This is a genomic window from Anabaena sp. WA102 (assembly GCF_001277295.1).
GTDB classification, from domain to species: domain Bacteria; phylum Cyanobacteriota; class Cyanobacteriia; order Cyanobacteriales; family Nostocaceae; genus Dolichospermum; species Dolichospermum heterosporum.
Window position 1 is genome coordinate 5,146,738 of the sequence record NZ_CP011456.1, and the last position, 17,355, is coordinate 5,164,092.

The following is a 17,355-nucleotide window of genomic DNA, read 5'->3' on the forward strand; positions in this document are numbered from 1 at the left end:
AGACAACATGACCCAAAATTTCTTTCTTCCCCCTGACTCCTACCCCATCAGCAACCCCTACTTATTAGCATTCAAAAATATTTGCGTTAAATACACTTCCCCCTTCTGATTAGTAGCCACGCCAACCCCAGTTAAATTATATTTACCCTGAAGATTCTTCAGATGACCGGGACTTTTTAACCAACCAGAAACCGCCTCATTGGCAGGATTGCTATATCCAGTATTATAAGCCACATTTTCTGCCGCACTAGTGTATTTAAGAGGAATCGCCATCACCCGCTGTTCAAATCCTTGATGGCTAAAAGGAACTTCACCCGTCGCCATATTTTGACTGTGAATCCTGGCTTGCTGACTGATTTTTTCGCTTAAATTTAGTTGTTTTAGCCCGCGTTTTGCCCGATATTGATTAATTTGAGTAAAAACCGATTTCTCTAAATTAGTAGTTTCAAACCCAAGATTAGATATTTTGGCTTGACTTGTCACCAGTGATGAAGGCTGATATCGGCCAGGTTGTTTAGCAGAACTATTATCTGGATTCGCAGCAGTCATATAGCCACTAGCGATGACAAGCGTACTTAAAGCGATGCCAAAAGCAGTTTGTCGTAACATAGATTTTTAAGCTAAGTAATGTATGGATTTACTGGATATATACCCTATCTTCTGATTATCAGAATACTTACCAGGATACTATTTGCCGAATATAAACTAAAGAATCATCAAATTTTCACAATTCAAAGCAGTCATATCTCACTCATGACTATAAAACTAATAGATGTTATTTACACTACATTATTAATCAAAATCATTAGTAATAAATAGTATCCAATGATAGATGTCATAGATACTATTTTTATTAATCAATTATTTTTGACAAAAACTTGTAGCAGGAGTCAGGAGATAAAAGAAGGAATAGCAGTAGGGGTAAAGCAAGAGCTTAATGGTGTCAACTTAAGCTACAGATACCTTATTTGTTTGGCTTCCACACCCGCCCAGAAGTAAATTTCCGGGCTAATAGCGAAAGTAAACTAAAGTTTACTCAAAAATTTCTGGATTATTTAGTCATCTTCAGATGACTTTTGCTATCAGACTGGGAATTTATTCCCAGGCAGGCTGCTAAACCCCTACCTTGTGAATCAAATAATTAAGCCGTGTTGGGTATAATTAGTGAATTAAGAACTTAGCCGCCGTTTGCACATCCTTATCGCCGCGCCCAGAACAGTTGATAATGAGATTAGGACTACCAGCAAGTTGAGGACAGAGAGTTTCCAGGTAAGCGATCGCATGAGAAGTTTCCAAAGCTGGTATAATACCCTCCAACTTCGACAACCGTTGGAACGCTTCCAAAGCCTCAGCATCCGTTACACTGTAATATTCAGCCCTGCCAATATCCTTCATATAACTGTGTTCAGGACCAACGCCAGGATAATCCAACCCAGCACTAATAGAATGGGGTTCAATCACCTGTCCATCATCATCCTGCAAAAGATAACTCATCGAACCATGTAACACACCAACCTGTCCCTTTGTCAGAGTAGCTGCGTGTTTGCCAGTATCCACACCCTCACCAGCAGCCTCCACCCCAATTAACCGCACAGACGATTCTTTCACAAACTCGTGAAATAGTCCCATAGCATTAGAACCACCACCCACACAAGCCACCAGAATATCAGGCAACCCACCCCATTTTTCCATCGCTTGAGCGCGAGTTTCCTCACCAATCACCGCATGAAAATCCCGAACCATCATCGGGTAAGGATGGGGACCAGCCACAGAACCCAGGATGTAATGGGTCGTTTCCACATTCGTTACCCAGTCCCGGATGGCTTCAGAAGTGGCATCTTTGAGAGTTCCCGTCCCCGCAGACACCGGACGAACTTCCGCCCCCATCAGCCGCATTCTGAACACATTTAAAGATTGGCGTTCCATGTCGTGAACACCCATGTAAATAATACATTCCAAACCAAACCGAGCGCAAACAGTCGCCGTTGCTACACCATGTTGTCCTGCACCAGTTTCCGCAATAATCCGCCGTTTACCCATACGCTTGGCTAATAATACCTGACCGAGAGCATTATTAATCTTATGTGCGCCAGTATGGTTCAAATCTTCCCGCTTCAAGTAGATTTGCGCCCCTGTACCATCAGGACGAGCATAATTAGCAGTCAGCCTTTCAGCAAAGTACAAAGGAGTAGCCCGTCCGACATAATCTTTCAATAAACCTTGTAATTCAGCTTGAAAAGCCGATTCATGGCGATACTTCTGATATGCTGCTTCTAATTCAGCCAACGCCGGCATCAAAGTTTCAGGAACATACTTACCACCAAAGCTGCCAAAACGTCCTAGAGTATCAGGTACTGAAGCCGTTTGTGAGAAATGAGGAGAGAGAGGAGTAGTAGTCACGGATTGGGTAAAATAAGAGAACAAAGTTAATTGTAATTCTAGAACAATATTGTAGTCAGGGCTTCTAGCTAGTCCCCCCTTCCCAATCTCCACAATTCTCGTTTCTCGTTCCCAGTCTCTGACTGGGAATGCCATTTTAGAGGTTCTACCTCCAGTTAGGGACTTCCAAGAAATAAATTATCCTGATTAACGAACCACAGAGGCGCAGAGGACACAGAGGAATAAGGGTTTGAGAGATTTTTGCGTTAGGTGGTTGAGTATTTTTTTATTTGGAAGTCCCTTATAATTGAGGCAGAGCCTCTTAACTGTATTCCCACGCGGAGCATGGGAACTAGAGAGTTCTCTATTTAAATAAGAGTTAAATAAGGGAATTTTATCTTATTCCCTCGTTCCCAGTCTCTGACTGGGAATGCCATTTTAGAGGTTCTACCTCCAGTTAGGGACTTCCAAGAAATAAATTATCCTGATTAACGAACCACAGAGGCGCAGAGGACACAGAGGAATAAGGGTTTGAGAGATTTTTGCGTTAGGTGGTTGAGTATTTTTTTATTTGGAAGTCCCTTATAATTGAGGCAGAGCCTCTTAACTGTATTCCCACGCGGAGCATGGGAACCAGAGAGTTCTCTATTTAAATAAGAGTTAAATAAGAGAATTTTATCTTATTCCCTCGTGAGCAATAGATAATTACTATAAATTACTAGGTACTGTTTTAAATTTATCTATTGAACCGAGAGAATAATCCTCTAATTTAAAATCAGCAAAAGGCTTTTTCTCTAATCTATCTCTTAATGCTTCATCTAATATTACCTCTTCAGCTTGTTTTTTGACACCAATGATAATAATACTACGTTGATAAGCTGTTGAATCAAGGCTTACTTGACAATCTTTTCTCTGAAATTGTCCCAGATTTAATAAGCGATAACCTTTAACACTGGATGTACTACTAAATATCTTTTTTCCTAATAATTGGATTTGTTTAGAACGTTCTAAGGCGCGACTTTGTTCGGCGGTAATATCACCTTCGCAAGAAGCTGTTCCTACGGAAATAATCTCGCTGGGATTTTCCATGATTTTCTGAATTCCTTCTTGTTCTAAATTAGATTTTAAGGAATCAAGGGTAATAGTTTGATCATTATATTTAATTTGATATGTACTGCCTAATTGCCATTTATATTCCACTGATAAAACCGCAATATTAAATTCGGCAACTCTCCCTTGACTATCTTTTCCTTCTTCATAGGGAAAATAATCAACTTTGCCTTGTTTAACTGGTGCTTGTCCATAGTCAGGAGGTAAAGCCGCAAATTTGGTATTTCTAAATGCTAATGATACCCACCAAAGTAGTAATAAAGAAACTATTAAAGCTGCAAACCAGGATAATAATGGTAATTTTTCAGGTTGTTTTTGCGGGGTAATAACGGTATTATTGGTAGTTGGGTTATTAATTATTTCTGTTTTTCCTAACCCGCCAATATTCACGGTTGCGGAGGTATTTCTTGTGAGGTTATCTTCAATTTCTGCTAATCTTCTAGAAATTTCTTCAGCATTGCTAGGACGTTGATTGACTGCCATTGACATTAACCAATCAATGAAATCTAATAATAATGGAGAAATATGATTGGCATGATGTCGCCATTGTAAAATATCTAAATGAGGATCATACAATTGTTCGGGGGGAAATCCCGTTAATAAAAATACAAATGTCCGTCCTAAAGCAAAGAAATCTGATGAAGGTATGGCTTGTCCTTGCATTTGTTCTGGGGGACTATAACCTGATGATGAAATTGCTGTCATTCCCCCACCATTGGCTAAATAGGTTCTGGTAATTTCTCTGGCTGTACCAAAGTCAATTAATACTAATTGTCCATCTGGACGAATCATGATATTTGATGGTTTAATATCTCTATGTAGGTATTGTTGGTTATGAACTAAATCTAATATTTCTAATAGTTGTTTTAACCAGACTATGGCTTGGGCTTCAGAAATGGGACGGTTTTGTTGTTGTTTTAACCATTGTTCTAAATTTGGTCCTTCAATTTTTTCCATCACCATACAATGCAAGATGAGATTATTTCTGGTTTGATAGGGAAAATAACCTTCTGTTTGCGGAATACCAGGATGATTCAGTTGTTGTAAAACGTTGGCTTCTTGTTGAAATAGTGCTAAGGCTTTACTATCATTTGTTAATTCTTCTTTGAGGACTTTGAGGATTTTTGGGGTGTCTTGTTGATAGGCTTCGTAAATTTTGCCAAATCCAGTTTTATCACTCAATAAACGTAATACTCGATAACGTCCTATCAATTCCAATTGAGAACCACAACTTTGACAAAAACGGTTTTCGTCATTATCTGGATGATTAGGTTGAGAACAAACTGGATTAATGCAAAGGCTCATAATAGGGAACAGGGAATAGGGAATAGGGAATAGGGAATAGGGGTAAGAGGTAAATATGTATCTTTAATTTTGCTTTCTACCAATTACCAATTACCAATTACTAATTTGAAATTATCTCATGTTTGTGATGCTAAAAAAGTGGCAACTGTTTGATTAAATTCTGTGGGGTTGCTTAGAAATGGCCAATGATTTCCGGGAACTTGACACAAACTTAAGTTCTTGAGGTTGGTTTTGTAGGGTTGAATTTGCCAATTTTGGCGGTTTACACCTTTTTCTGGTTGTATAAAGAGGGCAGGTGTGTCAATTGGGTGAATAAAACCTGGTACTTCCATAACTGCGTCAAAAATCCCGTCACGGGCGGCTATGGTAAATTTGCTACCCCAAGTCCCGTTGGGTTTTTGTTCAATTGCGGCTTGAAAAACTTGCTGTTGCAAAGAACTCCAATTTTGATATTGACTGAGTTGTTTAATTTTTTGTTCAGCTTCGTCGTAACTGGCAAAGGGTCCCATGCTTTTCAGAAAGGGTAAAACACGATACAAGAGAGGAAATGTGATTTTTAGGAAACTGGGCATTTTCCAGATAAAAATGGGATCTACTAAGGTGATACTTTTTAATCTGGTTGGGTTCTCTCTAGCCCAAATAGCGGCTAATTTCCCTGTCCAGGAGTGGCTGACGATATGAGCCGCAGACCATCCTAGTTTGTCCATTAATGCTTCCAAATCAGCGATCGCACTGGCAAAGCTATAATCTTGTTCTGGCTTACTACTCTCACCATGACCACGCATATCTGGCGCAACTATATGGTAATTTGCTGCTAAATAATCTCCCAAACTAGACCAAACCAAGGCATGATCAGCCATACCATGTAATAACAGTAATGGTTCTTGACCTTGACTCCATTCTAAATAAGAAAGTTGAATATCAGGTGTTGATAGAGTTTGACGTACAGGCATGATTTTGTCAATCTTTTCCAGGACAGGGGAAGAGGGAATTTTACCAGAAAAATAACTTTTTTGGGATTAATTTTTAATTTTGATGATTGTACTGATTAGCACGAATTAATGGAACTAATAAATGTCAAAATCAAGAATAGGAATACACTACAGTGGTATGCACTTGAATAAGATACAAAAGTTATCTACAAAGCCATACAGCAAAAGACTTTCAACTTTTCTGTTCCCTGTTCCCTGTTCCCTGTTCCCTGCTATGGGATATTAAAATTACTATGCCAGAAATAGAACAATCCATTGCCCAACACTATCACGACCGGACTAAGTACCACCCTGAAACCCTGGCTTCTAAAAGTCGTAATTTAGACTGGAATAAACAGCCAGTGCCGTTCAAAGAGTATAAAATTGGCTCTGACATTGACCTCAAACCTTATCTGCAAGAAACAGCGGCAACTGTTGCCAATCAACAAGATACCAAATGGTGGTGGCGGCTTTCTCAACTATTATTTCACAGTTATGGACTCACGGCAAAAATGCCTTCTTTGGGTAATACAGTATACTTACGTTCTGCGCCTAGTGCGGGGGGCTTATATCCGGCTGAAGTATATTTAGTTTCTCGTGGGACACCATTATTACCGCCGGGACTTTATAACTATCAATGTCGAACTCATTCTTTAATGCACTTTTGGGAAAGTGATGTTTGGCAAAGTTTACAATCTGCTTGTTTTTGGCATCCTTCCCTGGAAAGTACCCAATTAGCTATAATTACAACTGCGGTTTTTTATCGTTCGGCTTGGCGTTATGAAGACAGGGCTTATCGGCGAATTTTTCTGGACACGGGGCATCTTTTAAGTAATATTCAGTTAGCTTGTAATATTGCTGATTATCGCTCTCATTTAATTGGCGGTTTTGCTGATGAGGCTGTTAATGAATTACTTTATATTGATCATGAACAAGAAGGAACAACTGCTGTTTTAGCTTTGGCAGATTTGTTAGATGTACGCCAAAATTTACCACTAGGACGGACTGCTTTACCTTCGACAACTGCCACTAATTATCCATCTATTCCTGATGGTGAATTGCTGAAATATTTTCACATAAATACTCAAATTCCAGTGAATAACAGTAGTAAGTTAAATTTACCAAATGTGGAACTAGAAAAGTCTTTGGAAGATAAGTATAACTTCCCTTTTTGTGAAAAATTTTCGACTCGAACTACACCAATTTATTGGGGAGAAGATTTAGCAGATTTATCGAATACTATCTATAAACGCCGTTCAACTCGTGCTTATACTGGTGATGATTTAAGTTTTGATGAATTGAAAGCTTTACTTGATTTTACTTATCAACCCCAAAATTATATTGACCAAAATTTAGATCCTCACCCTGATTATTTTGATTTGAATTTAATAGAAACATTTGTAGCTGTTTCTGGAGTGCAAGGATTAGATCCAGGCTGTTATTATTACGCACCTAAAGCCCAAGAATTACGGCAAATTCGGTTTAAAAATTTCCGTCGAGAATTACATTTCTTATGTTTAGGACAGGAATTAGGCAGAGATGCAGGTGCAGTATTATTTCATACTGCTGATTTAAAAAATGCGATCGCTCAATATGGAGATCGTGTTTACCGTTATTTACACTTAGATGCAGGTATTTTAGGACAAAGGCTTAATTTAGCAGCCATTCGTCTTAACTTAGGTGTCAGTGGCATCGCTGGTTTTTTTGATGACCAAGTAAATAATGTCTTAGGTATCCCTATGGATGAAGCAGTGATCTACATTACGACACTAGGAAAACCCAGGTAGAAGCAAAGGAGTCAGGCACATAAAACCATTTTGGAAATTCTGCACCGCATTCTGGAGTGTACGTCATTTTCCAATAGATACCTAAATTCTGTCCAATACAATATTGACCATCTGGGTGGTATTTTTGTAGTGTGGGTTTGATAGATTCTGTTAGTAAAATACCTTGAAAATGTTCTTGCCAATTTTGACCTACGCTTCGCTAACACAGGCGTACTGTCAGACTCCAATACTTGTCGGTTAAGGAAATGTAGGTTGGGTTGAGCGATAGCGAAACCCAACAAAATCCTTGATAATGTTGGGTTATGGCTGATGCCTCCGGCGATAGCGAAGCGCTGCTGCAAGCAGTTCGCAGGGATACGCCACACTTCGTGAACTTGATTGCTTCTCGTCCCTCGCAATGACTGTAAATATTTTTGTCCGATAAAAGTTACTAAAATCCGTGAAATCAGCGCAATCCGTCTAATCCGTGATTCAGACCTTTTTCCCTGCGTAATGCATATAATCCGCAATTCTAACCTTATTTTTTCAAAATGAGAATTGCTGGGCAAATACGGGGGTTGCCCCTACGGATTTTTAATTATCTTGACGGATTACGCCACCAACAACAGGTTTAATTTCTCCACTGGAAAATGGATCTGTGCCACCTGTCCAATTAAAGTCACTAATGCGAATACTAAAACCGCCTAATTCTAGCACCGGATTATAACGCAGAGTAATACCGTAGGTGCGGCGGCTGTATTCGACTATGTAATCAGTGCTGGTGCTTTTACCTGTATCTAGATTAATGGATGTTTGCAAACCTAACTTAAGTGGTCCATAGATTTGCTGATAAAGTCCTGCATTCAGGACTCTGTTATCCACTGAACGATCAAAAAGAAAGGGTGATAAACCGCTATTAGTTCCTTGGGAGTAGGTGAGATTAAAGGCGGTATAATCTAAGTAAGGGCGAGAGAAGTTACCAATCTGTCCTACTAAGCCAATAGTCCCAGTTAAGGTAGTTTGGTTATCACTGCTACTATAATAGCTAGTAGTTCCTGTGACACCTGCGATCGCCTGCAAATACGGTACGATAGGAGTAGGGGTATATTTTAATCCCTCACTAGCTGTAGCTGCCAATGGTTGCCCTTGCCACAAATTGATACCACCACTCAAGGCCACAGTTCCTTGTAAACGACCCAGAGAAATGCGATCGTTTTTTCGTCCTGGTGAGAGTAAATCTTGACGGTCAGTGTTTGCATCTATATATTGAGCGCCGCCTTGATAACTAAGATTAATACCGGTTTTGCCTAAAGGAATAATAGGAGAACTGATGATGCCACCGAGACTACTTTGGACAGTTTGATAGCCAAGGCTACCATTATATAGGCGATCGCGGTAAATAGACTCCAAACTCAATATATAAGGATTAACATTACCCAAATTTTGGCGTAACCGCAAACTTCCGCGCAAGTTATTTTCTAACTGATTGAAATCAAAACTAGTTAACTCCCCCGCACCTTCCAAAATAGTTTTCGGACTAAAAACAGCATTTAGCCTAGTCTTCACCCCAAATAAACTGGCTACATTCTCCCTATCCTTAAAAGCCCTTTGCAGATAAAACTGGGGCGTAATCGTCCAACGTTTTTGATTAACATTAATCGGTTCAAAATCCCGTTCTAAATACAAACCATCTCGTTTACCCTTATCAAAACCAGGAGAAACAATAGTAGGATTTACTTTACGTGGACGACGATCTATTGTCCGACTATTAACAGGCAGAGGGATAACAACGTTTTGATCAAAAACCACCCTTTGACGCTGGGTAGTAACTTTATCTATCAAAGGCGCTTCCCGCGTCACATTTACCTGCTCCGCTCTTAATTCTAATTCTGGTGGTGAAAAAGGATCATTAGTAATTCTCACATCTTGCGATTGAAAACCTCGCGGATAAAATTCAATCCGTTGAGCTTCAAACCTGAATCGTTTCACCGTACCCCCAGACTTAGGCGCAGGGACGTTTCGCGCATCTGATTGACCACTAGCACCAAATTGGATACCCCCTGAACTATTCACACTCGTCAGCGGCTGATTAGCGCGAATGCGATTACTTAACGGCTGGCTAGATACACCCCCTGCTGTAATATCTGTAGGTAGAGTCGGTGAAAAAGCAAAATCTGTACCTGCTGTGGGGATATAAAGTTCACCTTTACCGTTTTCTAAATCCCCATTATCTTGAATAAAATTATAGGTAAACCGTTGTCCTTGGAGTACCTGATTACCTCTAGTTAACACCACATTACCTTCCCCCACCGCAATCAAATTATCCAAATTAATTTGTAGGGTATCGGCATCAATCACTGCCCCATCAAACCTGACAACAACATTACCATCAGCAGTCACAACTCGCCTTTGTTCATCATACTCCTGGCGATCGGCAATTACTTCCACAACTCTGCCTTTCCCCACAGGAATCTTCTCTACTGTCGGCGGTTGGGGTGACGGCGGAAATTCTACAGTCGTAGGTGTAGACTCTTGATTTTCGGGATTGCGAAGCTTGAATTCAATAATATTTTGGATTGGTGCAGCAGGTTTCTTATCACCAACAGACAGCCGCAATTTCCCCCCCGATTCCTGTAAATTCACATTACTAGGCTGAGTTGGGGGGATAGATGTTTCCGCTAAAACAGCCGATTGTTCAGAATAGCTAGGTAAAGACTTGGGCTCTAAATTTTTCGGTGGAGATAACAGAGAAAAAGACTTTTCAACAACATCTGCCTGGACTGGGCTGGTATTTGATTGATACTTGTCATCCTGATTTTTACCAACAATTATCAGTTTTCGCTCATCAGTTTTCACCTTGACAATAGGAACAGAAGCAGCATCATCAACAGGTTTTAAAGATTCAATACTTGGAGGTAGCTGAGGCGGTAATACTGGATGAAACATATTTTCAATCTGACCAAAAAGCAAAAAATAGCCGGAAGGGTGACATACTCCACACACTCCCTTATGCCTTGCGGCACGCTTGCGCGAACGGGTGAGTGTTGGCTTCTCAGCGACTCTTCTATGAAGACATTGACTGAGCTTTAAGACCGTGTGTCCCACGGTTCTTGATATTTATAGCCGCATTTAGATCCCTGCACAAACTTGTATGGCAGATAGGACAATTGTGCATTCTTTGGGATAGCGGCTTTTTAACTTTATGACCACCCTTCGGCAAGCCCAGGGCATCGCAACTAGAGCATTCTTGGCTTGTACCGTTTGGATTTACAGCGATTACTTTTAGTCCAGCATTTACGGCTTTGACTGTTAGTATCGAAATAAATTGTCCCCAACCAGCATCATTAATACTTTTAGCCAATCTTGTTCTAGCGAGTCCTTTTATATTCAACTTTTCCACAGCAATAACATCGTACTTTTTGAGTAGATTGTTTGCAGTTTTAAAGTGAAAATCTTTGCGGGTATCTGACACTTTCTTGTGTTGAATAGCCAGTTTTTTAATCGCTTTTTTACGACGATTAGATCCTTTTTTTCTACGAGAGACGCGACGCTGTGCAGATTTTAATTTACGTTCAGCTTTACGCAAAAACTTAGGGGCGGCAATTCTTTCATCGTCTGAGGTGACAATAAAATCAATTAAACCTACATCAATACCAACGATATTATTAGCATTAAAATCAGGTTTAATCGTTGCAACTGTTTTGTCATCAAGGCTTAGAGTCACATAATATCCGTCTGCTTTTTTAGTGACAGATACAGTTTTAATCTCAAACCCGTCGGGGATTTGACGATGAACAATTACCTTTACATCTCCTATTTTAGACAGCGTAATCTTGTGATTAACAAAGTGATGTTGCTTGAATTGAGGAAACGTAAATGTTTTGTATTGTCCAACAGCTTTAAATCTAGGTCTACCAGATTTTTTGCCGTTGCTATCACCTTTCAACCATCTATCAAAATCTAATTCAACTTTTTTAGTAACTTCTTGTAGCACTTGAGAATGAATATCTCTGTACCAAGGTCGGTCTTTTTTTAATTGGGTTAATGATGCTTGCTGACTAAAGCGATTAGGTTTATCTTTTAACTCTGGTAAATGACAAACGACAACGGAACATCTATCAACAGGAGAGCGATTTGCTTCATACCAATTAAACCGTTGAGCAAGTTGATAATTGTACTGACAACGCAGCATATCTAGTATTTTATCAATTTTTTCCGCTTGTTTTTTTGTTGGCTTTAATCGGTATTGGTAAGATGTTCTCATGTTTTTCGTTTCCTTTCGACCTGTTTTTATGATAACATAAGGGCTAGACACTAAAGACAGAACTATTACATCTTTGGTAGAAGATTGGATATATTCTCTTAAATCGGAAAATGTTGATTTGTCATTGACCAACAGGCGCATTCATCCCACACTCTTAAGAGTGAGATGTGGGACTTCTGCTGTTTGTGTTCAATCACATCTTAGCCAGTTTCTACCTTCTAGCCACCAGAGTTAAGTTATTGGCTATTTATTCTGCATCCCTACGACCAGGGTTACGGGCTGGGTCATTAGACAAAAACCCGAATATGAAAAGGCTAACAAACAAACCGACAACAATATAAACAGCGATTTTTAAACTCAACATAGAACTAACTCCCAGGGGTTTGCCAAACAGTAATTAACTTATCTTACCCATATCTTGTTCTTTTTGCGAAGGAATAGGGAAAAGGGGTAGGGGAAGTAAGGGAAGTGGGGGAGGTAGGGGAAGTAGGGGAGTTAGGGGAAGTGGGGAGGTAGGGGAAATATCTATTACCTATTACCCATTACTTATTACCTATTACATTGGCAACACGATGTTTGATAACTTTTGCTGGTACACCTACCGCAATGGAATAAGGGGGAATATCTTTATTGACTACTGCACCTGCACCAATAATGCTACCTTCACCAATGGTAACTCCATCTAATACAGTCACACCATGTCCTAGCCAACAGTCATCTTCAATAGTAATTCCGTCACGAGTCACACCTTGCTGTTTTATGGGTAGCAACAAGTCTGTAAAAACATGATTATTAGCATAGATTCCACAATGAGATGCTATCAGGCAGTTTTTACCAATGCGGATATCTCCCTGACCAGCAATACACACACCAGGAGCTATATAAGTATTTTCATCAATATATATAGAAGTATTATCCATACATCCGATATCTACATTTCGCTCAATTGTGACTTGATTACTAATATACATTCTATTGTTTTGATGTCCTTTGGCATCTAAACGCACACCCTTGAAGATATTCACTCCGTTCCCAATTTCAATACATGAACTTCCAGTTATTTCTACTCCATGTTGAATAAAAACTTTATTACCCATGCTGCCAAAAATATTTTGATATACCAATCTTCTTAGCTGTGGTCCCATTGCAATTGTTGGTAAATCTCCCAATAAAGTAGTTATTAATAGTTCTTGAAATCTTTGAATTTTTGCAGAATATTTTTGGTCAATCATGATAAATCTCTCGTGAATCAATTATTTTTAGGCAAGAAGGAATTCAGGAAAATCAAAAATGATTTTCCTCGATACTAGAAGCAAGCAAATTTATCCCTAAAAATCCCCAAATATCTGCAAAATTCCCAATTATGGCAATACATAAGTTTGCCTACAGTTGTCAATTGTGTACTCAATTAGTGAAAAACTCTCGATTTAAACAGTTTTGCAATGATGTCTAAATAAGTTATTTCATCTAAGTTTAGCCTCATTTTTATATGCACCTGTATTGAATTAATCAGCAACGTTAATCACCTTTTTCTGGGTTGCATAAATTCACTAGCTAATATCAGTGCATAGCAGTAGTTAGTCTCAGTTAATCTCTGGGCAAGTAATTGGACAGAATTAATGACACACCCTGTTTTTTGTTCTCTGATAACCTGATTGAAGTTAATTTTGTCAAACTACTGATGAGATTAATTTGGTAAACATATCAACTTTTACTGTATCGGGAAAGTTGAGACAGTTGGTAATGCAACTACGAATACAGAAATATTCATGCAGATCAATTACCAGCGGATTTTTGCCATATTTTTTCACAAATGGCTTTAAATATTTGTGTTTTCACAACAATGAATTTCCGTAGGTATTAATAGTGCTAGAATCACTTCTTTTGTGTCACAATTTGATTTTTATTCAATTGGGATGATTATTTTTAAATAAAAACTACTATGGTGGAGTGTCTCCCACATCTGCCATGATGTTAAAATTCACCATTGGTGCAAACAAGAAGGCACTACCACGACTGCTGTGGCGGCTTTCTTGTAAATAACTTGTAGAGTATACGGCTCTAATCATGTTGCACACAAATGATTTATAGGGTAACTAAATTACATTTTCAATTACAGAATTATTGTTTGGGAACAATTGCTATTAAGCATAACATATTTTTGATTGAGTGAACAAGTTTTATCAAAGGTAATAAATACAGCAGAATTCAGCAGTAAAAATGGATTGCTGTTCGGCTTTGAATTTAGAGCGTGTACTTCATTAATCTGCAATTTGCTGTAATATATTTAGATCCCTGACTTGTGAAAGAAGTTGGGAATCTTTGATTTAGATTTACTCAATGAATAAAATTTAATTTGTTTTAATTAAGTTTGGACAAAACTGTGAAGTGATCTACTGGTAACAGTGCTTTGTAACCTGCTTGTAGCAGCACTTTGCGATCGCTATTTTGCCTATATACACAGCAGATAATTAAATTTTACTAAAACTTTAGCCATAAATCAGGAAACCCCGTAGACTCAGGACACCTTTTAGTTTCATGTTTATCTCTAGAAATTAAATAGTTGCCAATTCTTAACAAAGTCATCAAACGTTGACAAATACGGTATAAAGAGTTGGCAATATTAGGTAAAAACAGTAAACAATATCCATAGCTGAACTTAAAGTTTTTCTAAACTATGCAGCCAATTCGTACTTTTAATGTATCTCCTTCACTACCATCCAGACTAGAACCCCTGCGGAAACTAGCCTATAATCTCCATTTTGATTGGAATGTGGAGAGCAAAGACCTGTTTCGTCGTTTAGATCCTGATTTATGGGAATCTACCCACCATAATCCAGTATTGATGCTGGGAACTATCAGTCAAAGCCGACTATTAGAAGTTGTTGAAGATGAAGGCTTTTTAGCGCAAGTAGACCGAGCAGCGCGGCAGTTAGAAGATTATTTGCAGGAATATACTTGGTATAAAAAACAAAGAAATCAGCACCAGAAGGAATGTTACGCCTATTTTTCTGCTGAATTTGGGTTAGTAGATTGCTTACCTATCTATTCAGGTGGTTTGGGTGTACTCGCAGGAGATCACCTGAAATCTGCGAGTGATTTGGGATTACCTTTGGTGGGTGTGGGCTTATTATATCAACAAGGCTACTTTGCCCAGTATCTTAATGCTGATGGTTGGCAGCAGGAACGCTACCTCATCAATGATTTCCATAATATGCCCTTGCATTTGGAACGCAACCCCGATGGTACAGAATTACGGATTGCGGTAGATTATCCTGGACGCAAGGTATATGCACGGGTGTGGCGTGTTCAGGTAGGGACAGTACCCCTGTATATGCTTGATACTAATATTGAGCCGAATAAGGCTTATGACCACGATATCACCGATCAGTTGTATGGTGGTGATATAGATATGCGTATCCATCAGGAGATTATGCTGGGGATAGGTGGGGTGCAAATGCTCAAAGCCTTGGGCTATGAAGTCACTGCTTACCACATGAATGAAGGTCATGCGGCTTTCTCGGCTTTAGAACGCATTCGCATTCTGATTCAGGAAAAAGGACTGAATTACAGAGAAGCTAAACAGGTGGTGTCTTCTAGTAATATTTTCACTACCCACACTCCAGTTCCCGCGGGAATTGACTTGTTTGCTCCTGATAAGATGTTGCATTATTTGGGTTACTATGCAGATATCTTTGGTTTACCGAAAGAGCAGTTTTTAGGTTTGGGACGAGAAAATACTGGTGATTTGTCTGCACCTTTCAGTATGGCAGTTTTAGCACTGAAGATGGCGACATTCTCTAATGGTGTGGCACAATTGCATGGTGTTGTTTCCCGCCAGATGTTCCAAGGTTTGTGGCAGAAAGTTCCTGTGGAAGAAGTACCAATTGCTGCTATTACTAACGGTGTCCATGCCCGCAGTTGTGTAAGTAAATCCACGCAAGAGCTATACGATCGCTATCTTGGTCCAAATTGGTCATCAGCACCACCTGATAGCCAATTGTGGGAACGCATGGATGCAATTCCCGATGAGGAGTTATGGCGGAATCACGAGCGCTGCCGTTTGGATATGGTGTTGTATGTTCGAGAACATTTAGTCAAACATTTGCGCGATCGCGGTGCTTCTGCTTCCGATATCATTCAGGCACAAGAGGTGCTTGATCCTAACGTTTTTACCATTGGCTTTGCCCGTCGTTTTGCTACTTACAAACGCGCTACTCTATGGATGCGTGATTTGGAAAGAATTAAAAAGATTTTACTCGCTAACAAACACCGCAAGGTGCAGTTTGTGATTGCTGGGAAAGCACATCCTAAAGATATTCCTGGTAAAGAATTAATTCGGGATATTAACCGCTTTATCCGCGAACACCATTTAGAAAAACAGGTGGTATTTGTCCCTAACTACGATATTCACATCGCCCGCTTAATGGTAGCAGGTTGTGATATCTGGTTAAATACTCCCCGTCGTCCCCGTGAAGCTTCTGGGACAAGTGGCATGAAAGCTGCTATGAATGGTTTACCAAATCTCAGTGTTCTTGATGGTTGGTGGGATGAAGCGGACTATGTTCGCACTGGTTGGGCAATAGGACATGGTGAAAACTATGATGATCCTAATTACCAAGATGAAATAGAAGCTAACGCCCTCTATGAGTTGTTAGAAAAGGAAGTTATTCCCCTATTCTATGATCATCGTGATGGTGATGGTTTGCCTCGTCCTTGGGTAGCAAAAATGAAAGATGCGATTCGGTTGAATTGTCCTTTCTTTAATACAGCCCGGATGGTGCGAGAATATGCAATGAGAGCTTATTTCCCGGCGAGCGATCGCTATCATACCCTCACCGTTGATAATTACAGCCCAGCCAAGGAATTAGCCGCCTGGAGATCAAAGTTAGGTGAACACTGGTTTAACATCAAAATCAAAGATGTTGACGTATCCGCAGCATCAGACATTGAAGTTAATCAAACTGTAGCGGTGAAAGCTAAGGTAGATTTAGCAACTTTGAAAAATGATGATGTGCAAGTAGAACTATATCAAGGTTCTATTGATGCCAACGGTGATATCGTCAATGCTGTACCTGTAATCATGGATTATCAAGGACAAGATCCAGAAAATTCCAGTCTTTATACCGCAAATATCACCTACACAACTTCTGGTTTGCAAGGTTTATCTTTGCGTGTCTTACCTCGAAATCAATACCTCTCTAGCCCTTATGAACCCAGATTAATCGCTTGGGCGGAATAAGCAAATAATGTAGAGATGTTCCATAAAACGTCTCTACAGAAATTGTTAAAAATATAGATTTCACCATTTAGGGGGGTGTTTGAAAAGTCATGATTGCTGTATCAAATATTTTACCCCTCCCTAACCCTCCCCTTATAAAGGCTATCGTGTACACACAAGTTAAATTACCCCCCTTAATCCCCCGATGCTTTAGGGGAAAACCAAAAAAATTAGTTCCCTCCCCAAAGCATCGGGGAGGGTTAGGGTGGGGTAATTTGAGGAATAATGGTGATTCGATAACTTGTGTGTACACCGTAGCCTTATAAAGGGGAGGGAACT

General features: G+C 39.5%; 11 protein-coding genes and 1 pseudogene. 2 read left to right on the top strand and 10 right to left on the bottom strand.

Annotation, left to right across the window (positions count from 1 at the left end; all coding sequences use genetic code 11):
* Positions 1 to 57 precede the first annotated feature (57 nt).
* The 4 genes from AA650_RS22630 to AA650_RS22645 form a co-directional block, all read right to left on the bottom strand.
* The gene (locus AA650_RS22630) at positions 58 to 609 is read right to left on the bottom strand and encodes a CAP domain-containing protein (protein WP_027403230.1); all 552 of its coding nucleotides are present in this window, start codon (positions 607 to 609) and stop codon (positions 58 to 60) included.
* Positions 610 to 1,161: 552 nt separating this feature from the next.
* Positions 1,162 to 2,400, bottom strand: a complete 1,239-nt coding sequence (gene trpB / locus AA650_RS22635) for a tryptophan synthase subunit beta (RefSeq protein WP_053541383.1) — start codon at positions 2,398 to 2,400, stop codon at positions 1,162 to 1,164.
* Positions 2,401 to 3,087: 687 nt separating this feature from the next.
* Positions 3,088 to 4,794, bottom strand: a complete 1,707-nt coding sequence (locus AA650_RS22640) for a serine/threonine-protein kinase (protein WP_053540757.1) — start codon at positions 4,792 to 4,794, stop codon at positions 3,088 to 3,090.
* A gap of 116 nt (positions 4,795 to 4,910) precedes the next feature.
* Complete coding sequence (locus tag AA650_RS22645; RefSeq protein WP_053540758.1) at positions 4,911 to 5,747, bottom strand: alpha/beta fold hydrolase; 837 nt, start codon at positions 5,745 to 5,747, stop codon at positions 4,911 to 4,913.
* Positions 5,748 to 6,019: 272 nt separating this feature from the next.
* Between AA650_RS22645 and AA650_RS22650 the strand changes: the two genes are divergently transcribed.
* Positions 6,020 to 7,552 (top strand): SagB/ThcOx family dehydrogenase, encoded by a 1,533-nt coding sequence (locus tag AA650_RS22650; protein ID WP_053540759.1) that lies wholly within the window; start codon positions 6,020 to 6,022, stop codon positions 7,550 to 7,552.
* A 10-nt stretch (positions 7,553 to 7,562) separates the two neighbouring features.
* Here the strand turns inward: AA650_RS22650 and AA650_RS28885 are convergent.
* The 6 genes and pseudogenes from AA650_RS28885 to AA650_RS29195 form a co-directional block, all read right to left on the bottom strand.
* Positions 7,563 to 7,739 (bottom strand): annotated as a pseudogene (locus AA650_RS28885) (Uma2 family endonuclease); the annotation flags it as partial.
* Between the two features lie 386 nt (positions 7,740 to 8,125).
* Positions 8,126 to 10,477: a DUF3769 domain-containing protein gene (locus tag AA650_RS22655; RefSeq protein ID WP_053540760.1), complete on the bottom strand. Its 2,352-nt coding sequence runs from the start codon at positions 10,475 to 10,477 to the stop codon at positions 8,126 to 8,128.
* Between the two features lie 118 nt (positions 10,478 to 10,595).
* The gene (locus AA650_RS22660; RefSeq protein ID WP_442853949.1) at positions 10,596 to 11,936 is read right to left on the bottom strand and encodes an RNA-guided endonuclease InsQ/TnpB family protein; all 1,341 of its coding nucleotides are present in this window, start codon (positions 11,934 to 11,936) and stop codon (positions 10,596 to 10,598) included.
* 106 nt (positions 11,937 to 12,042) lie between these two features.
* Positions 12,043 to 12,159, bottom strand: coding sequence for a photosystem II reaction center protein I (locus tag AA650_RS27195; RefSeq protein ID WP_081424311.1), 117 nt, complete (start codon positions 12,157 to 12,159; stop codon positions 12,043 to 12,045).
* A 178-nt stretch (positions 12,160 to 12,337) separates the two neighbouring features.
* On the bottom strand, positions 12,338 to 13,027 hold the full coding sequence (locus tag AA650_RS29230) for an acyltransferase (protein ID WP_053540761.1): 690 nt from the start codon (positions 13,025 to 13,027) through the stop codon (positions 12,338 to 12,340).
* A 708-nt stretch (positions 13,028 to 13,735) separates the two neighbouring features.
* Positions 13,736 to 13,864, bottom strand: a complete 129-nt coding sequence (locus AA650_RS29195) for a hypothetical protein (protein ID WP_255540000.1) — start codon at positions 13,862 to 13,864, stop codon at positions 13,736 to 13,738.
* Positions 13,865 to 14,472: 608 nt separating this feature from the next.
* Between AA650_RS29195 and glgP the strand changes: the two genes are divergently transcribed.
* Positions 14,473 to 17,037, top strand: a complete 2,565-nt coding sequence (gene glgP / locus AA650_RS22670) for an alpha-glucan family phosphorylase (RefSeq protein WP_053540762.1) — start codon at positions 14,473 to 14,475, stop codon at positions 17,035 to 17,037.
* The last annotated feature ends 318 nt before the right edge of the window (positions 17,038 to 17,355 follow it).

Coding starts and splice junctions, on each gene's coding strand:
- AA650_RS22655 (WP_053540760.1), bottom strand. CDS start 10,477: ATGTTTCATCCAGTATTACCGCCTCAGCTACCTCCAAGTATTGAATCT.
- AA650_RS22630 (WP_027403230.1), bottom strand. CDS start 609: ATGTTACGACAAACTGCTTTTGGCATCGCTTTAAGTACGCTTGTCATC.
- AA650_RS29230 (WP_053540761.1), bottom strand. CDS start 13,027: ATGATTGACCAAAAATATTCTGCAAAAATTCAAAGATTTCAAGAACTA.
- glgP (WP_053540762.1), top strand. CDS start 14,473: ATGCAGCCAATTCGTACTTTTAATGTATCTCCTTCACTACCATCCAGA.
- AA650_RS29195 (WP_255540000.1), bottom strand. CDS start 13,864: ATGATTAGAGCCGTATACTCTACAAGTTATTTACAAGAAAGCCGCCAC.
- AA650_RS22650 (WP_053540759.1), top strand. CDS start 6,020: ATGCCAGAAATAGAACAATCCATTGCCCAACACTATCACGACCGGACT.
- AA650_RS27195 (WP_081424311.1), bottom strand. CDS start 12,159: ATGTTGAGTTTAAAAATCGCTGTTTATATTGTTGTCGGTTTGTTTGTT.
- AA650_RS22640 (WP_053540757.1), bottom strand. CDS start 4,794: ATGAGCCTTTGCATTAATCCAGTTTGTTCTCAACCTAATCATCCAGAT.
- AA650_RS22660 (WP_442853949.1), bottom strand. CDS start 11,936: ATGCGCCTGTTGGTCAATGACAAATCAACATTTTCCGATTTAAGAGAA.
- AA650_RS22645 (WP_053540758.1), bottom strand. CDS start 5,747: ATGCCTGTACGTCAAACTCTATCAACACCTGATATTCAACTTTCTTAT.